The 9823-nt window shown below is 66.7% G+C and carries 7 protein-coding genes; all 7 read right to left on the bottom strand.

Features of this window, described 5'->3' with window-relative positions; genetic code table 11:
- Positions 1–754, bottom strand: a 754-nt coding sequence (gene pmbA, locus ENJ19_10785) for a metalloprotease PmbA (GenBank protein ID HHM06211.1), incomplete at its 3' end; no start/stop codon positions are given.
- A gap of 280 nt (positions 755–1034) precedes the next feature.
- Positions 1035–2477 (bottom strand): metalloprotease TldD, encoded by a 1443-nt coding sequence (tldD, locus tag ENJ19_10790; GenBank protein ID HHM06212.1) that lies wholly within the window; start codon positions 2475–2477, stop codon positions 1035–1037.
- Between the two features lie 144 nt (positions 2478–2621).
- Positions 2622–3449 carry a carbon-nitrogen hydrolase family protein gene (locus ENJ19_10795; protein HHM06213.1) on the bottom strand — a complete coding sequence of 276 codons (828 nt, stop codon included), beginning with the start codon at positions 3447–3449 and terminating at the stop codon, positions 2622–2624.
- Complete coding sequence (locus ENJ19_10800; GenBank protein ID HHM06214.1) at positions 3446–3817, bottom strand: hypothetical protein; 372 nt, start codon at positions 3815–3817, stop codon at positions 3446–3448. Before ENJ19_10800 ends, ENJ19_10795 begins: the two co-directional genes overlap by 4 nt.
- Positions 3818–3961: 144 nt before the next feature.
- Positions 3962–7810, bottom strand: a complete 3849-nt coding sequence (locus ENJ19_10805) for a TIGR02099 family protein (protein ID HHM06215.1) — start codon at positions 7808–7810, stop codon at positions 3962–3964.
- A gap of 28 nt (positions 7811–7838) precedes the next feature.
- Complete coding sequence (locus ENJ19_10810; protein HHM06216.1) at positions 7839–9326, bottom strand: ribonuclease G; 1488 nt, start codon at positions 9324–9326, stop codon at positions 7839–7841.
- Positions 9327–9590: 264 nt separating this feature from the next.
- Positions 9591–9823: septum formation protein Maf (locus ENJ19_10815; protein ID HHM06217.1), on the bottom strand; the 233-nt coding region annotated here is incomplete at its 5' end.

Below are 9823 nucleotides of genomic sequence, written 5' to 3' on the forward strand. Positions count from 1 at the left end.
CCGCCACTTCGGCGGCATAAATCACCGGCGTTTCACAGGTGGCCAGGCGGCGCGCGTTGAGGCGCCGCACGGTACGCTGACCGGCGCGGCGGCCAACGTTGCGGGGCGCTTCCAGCCGGGTGCTGTCGCGGGCCACGGTATACCAGTAATCCCGCTGCATCCCCCGGCCGTCTTCGCCGATGACTGCGCAGCTCAGGCTGTGGCGCGAGCTGGGATAGCCGCCCAGGAACCCGTGGCTGTTGCCGTACACCCGGCGACCGCTGTGGCTGGACACCGTTGCCCCTTCGGAGTTGCTGATGCGCGGGTCCACCGCCAGGGCGGCCCCTTCGCATTCCAGGGCCAGCGCGATGGCCTGCTCAGGGCTGAGCGGCCAGGGGTGATAGAGATCCAAGTCCGGCACCGTCTTGGCCAGACGCTCCGGATCGGCCAGGCCTGCGCACGGATCCTGCGCCGTATGGCGGGCGATGGCGCAGGCGGCGCCCACCGTTTCGGTGACGGCGGCAGCGGAGAAATCCGAGCTGCTGGCAGCACCTTTGCGCTGACCAAAGTACACCGTCACGCCCAGGCTCCTGTCGCAGTTGTGTTCCACCGTCTCCACTTCGCCCCGCCGCGCCGTGACCGACAAACCGCTTTCAACACTGACCCCGGCTTCCGCCGCCGACGCCCCCAGGCGCCGGGCCTCCGCCAATATCGTCTGCACGATAGCGGCCAGTTCCCCGTGGGCAGGCAGATTGGCGTTGTCCGATTGGCTCATGGTTTGCTCCGTTTGTTTTTTGCGTCAACCGCTGCGGGCGCACAGGACACGGATGTGGAAGATATTGCGGGAGCGCAGCCATGCCGGCCACTGGCGTCACGCGCTTGGCAACGGCATGGCGCTGTCCGTCCCCCACCCCGGGCCCCCGCTCCAAAAAGGGGAGGGTGCAGGAAGGCCACTGAGGGTGGTTTGGAACCGGGCGTGAAACGCACGCCGGGCAGTTGCCCCCGATCACCTTTTCTCCGCAGGTCCTGTGCGCCCTGTGTGCTCAAAAGTGCCCTCAGGCGCTGGTGCCGCCCACCGTCAGGCCATCAATTTTCAAGGTCGGCTGGCCCACCCCCACGGGCACGCTTTGTCCTTCTTTGCCGCAGGTGCCCACACCTTCGTCCAGCTTCAGGTCGTTGCCCACCATGGACACGCGGGTGAGCACATCGGGACCGTTGCCGACCAGGGTGGCGCCTTTGACGGGCCGGGTCACTTTGCCATTTTCGATCAGATATGCCTCGCTGGCGGAAAACACGAATTTGCCCGAGGTGATGTCCACCTGGCCACCGCCGAAGTTCACCGCGTACAGGCCTTTGTCCACCGAGGCGATAATCTCCCCCGGCTCGTGTTCGCCCGCCAGCATGTAGGTGTTGGTCATGCGCGGCATGGGCAAATGAGCGTAGGACTCGCGGCGGCCGTTGCCGGTGGGCGCGGTGTTCATCAAACGGGCGTTGAGTTTGTCCTGCATATAGCTTTTGAGCACGCCCCGCTCGATCAACACCGTGCACTGGGTGGGTGTGCCTTCGTCGTCCACATTCAGGGAGCCGCGGCGGCCGTCCAGGGTGCCATCATCCACCACGGTGCACCACTGTGATGCCACCCGCTCGCCGATCCGGCCGGCAAAGGCCGAGCTGCCTTTGCGGTTGAAATCGCCCTCCAGGCCGTGACCCACCGCTTCGTGCAGCAACACGCCGGGCCAGCCCGGCCCCAGCACCACCGTCATGGTGCCGGCGGGTGCATCACCGGCCTCCAGGTTGACCAGGGCCTGGCGCACCGCCTCGCGCGCAAGAGCCAGGCTGCGCTCACCCACAAAGCTCTGGTAGCCATGACGGCCGCCGCCCCCCGCCGTCCCCTGCTCGCGCCGGCCGCCCGCCTCGGCCACCACGCTGACGTTGAGGCGCACCAGGGGGCGCACATCGGCCGCCAGGGTGCCATCGCTGGCCGCCACCAGCACCACATCGTGCTCACCTGCCAGGCTGACCATCACCTGCTTCACTCGCGAATCCTGCCGGCGGGCTTCGGCATCCACTGCGTGCAGCAAAGCCACCTTGTCTGCCGCCGACAAGGTGTCCAGGGGATCCAGGGCGGGATAGAGCTGGTGCTGGGCCTGCGCCCGCCAAGCCTGCACGGCCCCCAAACCACCCCGGCCGGCGATGGCCCGGGCCGCGTCCGCAGCCTGGGTCAGGGCCGGCATCAGGATTTCATCGGCATAGGCAAAGCCGGTTTTTTCCCCGCTGACCGCCCGCACGCCCACACCCCGGTCGATGCCGTGACTGCCGCTTTTCACGATGCCGTCGTCCAAAGACCAGCTCTCATAGCGGCTGCTCTGGAAGTACAAATCCGCGCTGTCCACCGAACGCAGCAACAACGCGTGCAACACGGTTTCCAGCTCTCTTTCCGCCAGGCCGGCGGGAGCGAGAATCAGCTCTCTTGCCACATCTAGGGGCGCATGTGTCATGTTTTGATCCGTTCCGTTTTATTGACAATGATCGTCACCGGGGCCGCCATCCCCCGGTGCAAAACAAAGCACAACGGGCCCGGCGGCGGATTCCCAGGCCCGATGGGACACACTGACCTGCACCCGGGGCTGAAAAGCCGCCAATCATGCCGGCAGGCGGCAGTGGAGGCGCCGGTGATCGGTGGCGGGAAAGTTGCGCCGGATGCTGTCGATGCAATCCCTGTCCAGCTCCGCCATCACCACGCCGGAGCCCCGCGGCAGGCGGTCCAGCACCACGCCCCAGGGGTCGACGATCATGCTGTCGCCGTGGGTCTCGCGGCCGTTGGCGTGATAGCCGCCCTGGGCGGCGGCCACCATGTAACAGAGGTTTTCCACCGCCCGCGCCCGCACCAGAATCTCCCAATGGGCAGAGCCGGTGATGGCGGTAAAGGCCGAGGGCACCACCAGCAGCTCCAGGCCCTGATCCAGCAGGCAGCGAAACAGCTCAGGGAACCGCAGGTCGTAACACACCGCCAGGCCCATGCGGCCGAAGGGGGTGTCCACCACCGGCGCGGCGGTGCCCGGCTCGATGGTCAGGGACTCTTGGTAGTTTTCCCCTGTGGCTTCGATATGCACGTCAAACAAATGGATTTTGTCGTACCGGGCCACCCGCTCGCCGCGCTCATTGAACAGCAGGCAAGCCGCCCGCACCTTGGCCGGATCCGCCGCCTCCAGGGGCACGGTGCCGCCGGCCAGCCACACGCCGTGCCGGGCAGCCTGCTCGGCGAGAAAGGCTTGAATGGGACCCTGGCCGTCGCCCTCGCGCTGTTTGACCTTGTCCTGTTCGGAGTGGCCCATGATGGCAAAGTTCTCCGGCAACACCACCAGTTTGGCGCCCTGATCCGCCGCCTGGGCGATCAGGCGGCCGGCCTCGATAAGGTTGGCCTTCACATTGGGCCCGGAGGCCATTTGGATTGCTGCGACGAGACTCATGGCGCCTCCCTGGGTGCCGGAACGGGGAGGGTGTCCACGTCCAGCGGACGCACGCTGAGCCGGATCCGGTCGCTGTCCGCCGCCCCCGCCTGAAGCTGGAGACGGGCCGAAGGCAGGCCCAGAGCCACCAGCCAGTCACGCAACTCGCTGGCCCACAGATTCCCGCTTTCGCCACCGGGATAGCTGAGAATCAACCGCTGGTCCGGCGCGCCCAGATAGTGCCGCACGGCCGCGGCCACCGGCGCCATGGCCAGAACCACGGCCCCGCTGCGCGGCGCCGCCCAGACATCGGCGCCCAGATAATAGTCCTGCGCCATCGCCGGCATGCCGGTCAACACTGCGGCGCTATACAGCCATAACTGCTTCATAGATGAGGCTCCCTGCGATGAGATCTGCACCCAGTCCGGGTTGGGGTTGCGCCTGAAGCGGCCACCGGCGCCGCTTCCCCGGGCGCTGAACCCAGACGGTTGTGGGTCGTTGTTGTTGTGGTTCCCGGCTGGAAAGCGGAATCCTTATTGTTGTGTCTCACTTCCCGCCGGCGCGGTGCCCGCCGTGGCGACGCGCTCGATCACCGGCGCCCGCCACGGTCCCGTGACCCGGTATTCTACCCGAGTTAGTTCATCGATCTTGGGTTTGAGCAAACGTTCGAGAAACAGCACCGCCACGCCGGCGCCCACCCCCCCGGCGATGGCCCCGGCCAGGGGCAGGCCGGCGGAGACGTGGGGCACCACGATCACCCGTTGATCATAGTCCTCCGTGGCGATGCCCACCCGGCCCCGGGCAACGATGGTGGCCGCCGGCCCTTCCATGAACAGATTCTCCGTATAGGCATTGCCATCTTCCACAGCAAACAGGCCGCCAAGGCGGTCGAAGGCAAAGCCTTTTTTGAAAAAGTCCGAAAAATCAAGCGCCAGCCGCCGTGGCAGGGCCTGAAAACTGAGCAGGCCCAACAAGCGGCCGGCACCGGGGTCCACTTCCAGCATGCGGCCTTTTTTGATATCGAACTCGATGCTCCCCTGGGCGCGGGCCAGATCGAAGGCGGCTGGCGGCCCATCCCAATGCAGGGCCAGGGTGGCACTGCCCTTGCCGGACTGGATCATGTCCCCGTAGCCCAGCCCGGCGAGCACCCCGCCGGCATCGTCCGCATCCAGACTGATGGTGAAGGAAGAATGGGGCCCACCACCTTCCCACAACCAGCTTCCCTGCCCCGTGAAGCGCCATGCCGGCGCCACCGTGCTTATGTCGTCAAAACGCAAGCCGGTGGGGATGCGGGACGCCCGCAGGCGCAGGCGGCCCAGCTCCAGGGCGCCGTAGCGCAGCGCCTGAACGTCCAGCTCCAGGGGCGGCAGGCGGCGCGGATCCGCGCCCGTCCCCTTGCCTTGCCCGCCGTTCAGGCGCACCAGTTCCAAATGCGTGAGGTTTGCCACCACCGCCTGGCTGAGGTCATGGGGCAAGCGCACCCGGCCGGCCACCTCGCGGGCCTTGACGTCTGCCTCCCAGGCCTGGGCGCCACGCCGGGCGCTGAGCCGGACATCGTGAAAGACGCGGCCCGAATAGACCGCCTGCGTGATCGCCAGATCCACAAGTCCCACCGGTCCCGGCGCTGCCCGGTTTTTTTCGGGCGGCCACAACAGCGGTTCCCAGTCCTGGTAGGAAAAATAGGGGAGCACGCCGGCCAGGCGCAAGGTGGGCGCCTCGGGCACCACCGCGGGCGCCGCCCCGAAACGCAGCTCGCCGCGCCAGGGCGCACCCGCCGGCCCGCCCAGCGCCAGGACGCCCGCCAACACGCCGCCGTAATCAAAACGGAGGGGGCGTTCGACCGCGGGCGGCAAGGGCACGCGCAAAGTCAGGGCACGCACCTCCCCGGCGGCCTTGCCCAGGGGCCGGGGCAAGGCCAGGCGCGCCCCGGCCAGGGTGGACGACACCGACAGCTCCGCGGCTGCGCCGCCCCGGCCGGGCAGGCGGAGACTCCCCTGCCAGGCCGCCGCCCCGGAGAGGTAGGGCACTAAAAAGGGGGCAAAGCGATCCGCCACCGTACGCACCGCCGCCTCGCCCTGCCCGTCGAACACGGTGACCCGGCCGGCCTCACCGAGCTCCTGGCGGATGCTGACTTCCGCAGGCTGTCCCAGAATCCGGCCGCTGAGTTTCTCGGCGCTGAAACCGTGCTGGTCAAAGTCCAGTGCGCCATTGACCTGGGTGAACAGGAGGTCGGCGTCCCGCAGGCGCAAACGGCTGTCGCGCACGGCCAGGGAGCCCTTGACAAGCGGCTTGCGGGTGCCCAACGGCCATTTCATCTCCAGACGCAGCCGGGCCTCGCCGCTGGCCTCCATGTGGGCCACCACTTTGCCCAGCCGCTTGCGCAGGGGGGTCTCGCGCACAAAGTCGATGGCGTCACTGGCGTCCCCCCGCGCTGTTCCGTCTATGATGAGCACGGCGGGCCTGGCCTTGAAATCGGGAATGCGCAGGCGGGCCTCGTCGATGTCCCCGTGCCGGGTTTTGGCCGCGGCCACTTCAACGTCCAGGCTGCGGCCGCGAAACAAAAAGCCCGCTTCCACCTCCTCCAGGCGGGGCCAGTCGCGCATATACTCCAAAATGCCGTCCCGCACGTTGAAGCGCACTTCAAACCGTCCCCCGCCCTGGTCAAAAGGAAACTGCCTGAGCGGCCCCCGCAGTTGCACCGCCCCCTGGCCGGCCCGGCCGCCCACCACGGCCCGGTCCAGCCACGCTGCGAGCCTGGGAGGCATGACGGCGGCGGGAAGATAACGGGAGGCGTGCTCCAGATGCGCCTCGTCGAAGCCTGCCACGAAATCCACATCCGGCGAGTGCCCGTTCCCCGGCAGGGACAAATTGAGGGCGGCACGGATTTTGATATCCTCGTTTTCCAACCGGATATCGGGGGCGCGCAGCCGCCAGCCCCCCCCTTCGCGGTGCCAATACAAAACCGTCTGCAAACGGCCCACCGGCAGGCTTTCCCGGAACAAATGGCTGCTGAACACGGCGCCCCGGCTGTCCAGGCGCAACACCCCCCGTTGATTGTCGCTGACCACCGAACCGCTGAAACCCCGTCCCCCCGGGACACGGCCATGGGCCTGGCTGCCGGTGTCTTCAAACTCGCCGCGCACCAGCCAGCGGGGCGCTGTGTCCCCTGACCACTCCAGCCGCAGGTACACATTTTTGAACTCGCCTTCCACGGCCGCCGCCCGGACCGTTGCGCGGGCCTGCTCCGCCCCCCAGCCCCCCTGGATCCACAGCCGGGCCAGCTCCTCTGCCCGAATCCGGCTCAGGCCGGCCTCAAGCCGGCCCGCCCCTTCGCCCCCGGCGTGGTATTCGAGCCGCAACTGCGCCGGCGGCGGAGGCAGGGGCGCCGCGGCGGATACCAGAAACAGGCGGCTCAGATCCAGAGCCCAGCCGGTCCCGGTCTGCTGCTGCCAGCGCAACTGGCCCTGGACCAGCCGCAACAGCGCCGTGGACGCGTGGTGCGCGGCGGCGGCCACGGCCAGATCACGGGCGGTAAAACTGCCTTCCACCAGGGTGGCCTGCCCCTGGGACCAGTGCACCCACAGGTCAAAATCCAGGTCGCCCCGGGGAATGCGCACATTCAGCGGGGGCGCTGCGGCCAGAACCGCCCCCGGGCGCAGGCGCTGGCCCCGCACATAGGCGCGCCCCTCCCACAGCCGCGGCTGATCCAGGGCACCGAACACTTCGGCGCTGAACGTGAAACGCTGGCCCAGTTCCCCGGGAAGTTCCGCACCGCCCCGTATCACCCGCCGGGCACCGTTGCGGCGCAGTTCCAAGTCCACCCCGCGAAACTCCAGCGACAGGCCATCGTGCTTCAGGTCGCGCCAATGCACGATACTGTTTTCCAGCGCCAGCCAGCGCTGGTTGTTCAGCCAGCGGGCGAGGGCGCCGTCCTCCCCCGTGCCGGTCTGCCTGACGCCGCCGATGCTTAAGTGACCGTCGTGTTCCCGCACCACCACCAGTTCCACTTCGCGCACGGTCAGCCGGCCCGGGGTGAGCTGGCCGTTGAGAAGGGAGGCAAACAGGTCGACATCCACGCGGGCGAGGGCCACTTTCAGCAGCGCTTGGTGCTGTTCGCCGAAGAGGGTGACACCCTGCAACACCAATGTGGGCCCGAAGCCGTGCCAGCCGGCGCGCATTTTTTCGATAGCCACTTCTTGCCCCAGGGCCTCGCTCACCCAGTCGGCAATGTCCTGCCTGTAGTTACCGGCCAGGGGAAGCAACAGGCGCAAGGCGGTCACCAGCACCGCGAGGGCCACCACCAGCAGGCCGGCGCTGCGCCAACAGTGGCGGGCCACAGCGCGGGTCCGGGGGCGTTTGGGCTGGACTTTGACAGCGGCCATGGGGAAGAAGTGACGGGCGCGCGCCGGGCTACATCAACACCACGTCGAATTGCTCCTGGGTGTAGAGGGCCTCCACTTGCAGCTTGATGGGTTTGCCAATAAAGGCTTCCAATTCGGCGAAGCTGGTGGACTCTTCATCCAACAGCAAATCGACCACCTCCTGCGAGGCCAGCACCAGAAATTGTTGCACATCGAACTGACGGGCTTCGCGCAACAGTTCGCGAAAAATCTCATAACAGACCGTTTCGGCCGTTTTCAGCGCACCGCGCCCGTCGCAAGTGGGACAAGGCGCGCACAGCACATGCTCCAGACTCTCGCGGGTCCGTTTGCGGGTCATTTCCACCAAACCCAAACCGGAGACTTCGCACACATGGCTTTTGGCCCGGTCCCGCTGCAAATAGTTTTCCAGGGCGGCCAGCACCTGCTGCTTGTGCTCGTCCTCCACCATATCGATGAAATCGATAATAATGATGCCGCCCAGGTTGCGCAGCCGCAGCTGCCGGGCGATAGTCTGGGCGGCTTCCAGGTTGGTCTTGAAGATGGTCTCTTCCAGGGTGCGGTGCCCCACGTAGGCACCGGTGTTGACATCAATGGTGGTCATGGCTTCGGTCTGATCGATGATCAGATAGCCGCCGGATTTGAGCGGCACCTTGCGGTCCAGCGCGCGCTGGATTTCGTCTTCGACGCCGTAGAGATCGAAGATGGGCCGCTCACCGGGGTAATATTCGATCCGTGGTGCCACCTGGGGCACAAACTGCTCGGCAAAGCTGACGGCGCGGCGGAAGGTTTCGCGGGAATCAATGCGCACCTTCTCCACGTCCACGTCCACCAAATCCCGCAGTGAACGCAGCGCCAGGGACAAATCCTCGTACACCACCGTGCCCGCCGCCGCCGAGGCGGCCCGCTCGTTGATGGATGCCCACAGGCGCCGCAGGAACGTCATGTCGGCCCGCAGATCCTCCGCGTCGGCCCCCTCGGCGGCGGTACGGATGATGTAGCCGCCGTCATCCATGTCCTCGCCCGCCAGCTCGGCCATGATGGTTTTCAGCCGCTGGCGCTCGGCCTCGTCCTCGATTTTCTGCGACACACCCAGATTGCGGGACATGGGCATGAAAACGAGATAGCGGGAGGGAACAGTGAGGTGGGTGGTCAAACGGGCGCCCTTGGTGCCCAGGGGGTCTTTGATGACCTGCACCAGGAACTCCTGGCCTTCCGAAAGCAGCTCCCCGATTTGCGGCGCGCGGCGTTCTTCCTCCGCTTCCCCCTCGGGGCCGGCGGTTTCTTCGGGAAAGGGCACGATGTCCGAGGCCCGCAAAAACGCCGCCCGTTCCAGCCCCAGCTCCACAAAGGCCGCCTGCATGCCCGGCAGCACCCGGCTCACCTTGCCCTTGTAAATATTGCCCACCAGGCCCCGGCGGCGGGTGCGTTCGATGTGAACTTCCTGAAGGACGCCGTTTTCCACCACGGCGATGCGCGTTTCCTGGGGCGTGATGTTGACGAGAATTTCTTCGCTCATCGGGGCGCCTTTGTAAAAGAATCCGGCAGATTACAACTTCGCCGCGGGGGACGGCAACTTTAGTGCGGGTTTTTTGCAGTTGCCGTCCGCCGCAAACCGCGTATGCAGCGGCCGGCCTTGAAAAAGGCCGGGAAGGCCTTTTTCAGCATCCTTGTATATCCCAAAGGCGGTCAGGGGGAGGATTCAGGGTGGGGGTTGAGCAACAAGCCCGTCCCAGCCCCCTGCAAGGGAGAAAGCACTCAAGTCAGCGCCGCCCGGATGAACTCAGCCACACTCTCCCGCCCACACGTCCAAACCGCATTCCGCCAACAAGGCCGCCGTCTCAAACAGGGGCAGGCCCACCACGCCGGAGTAGCTGCCCGACATACGGGAGACAAAGGCCGCGCCCAGGCCCTGGATGCCGTACGCCCCGGCCTTGCCGGCGGGCTCACCGCTGTCCCAGTAACGGACTCTGTCCCGCTCGCTTAATTCACGGAAGGTGACGTCACTGAGGCTGA

This window comes from Gammaproteobacteria bacterium (genome assembly GCA_011375345.1).
GTDB lineage: Bacteria > Pseudomonadota > Gammaproteobacteria > DRLM01 > DRLM01 > DRLM01.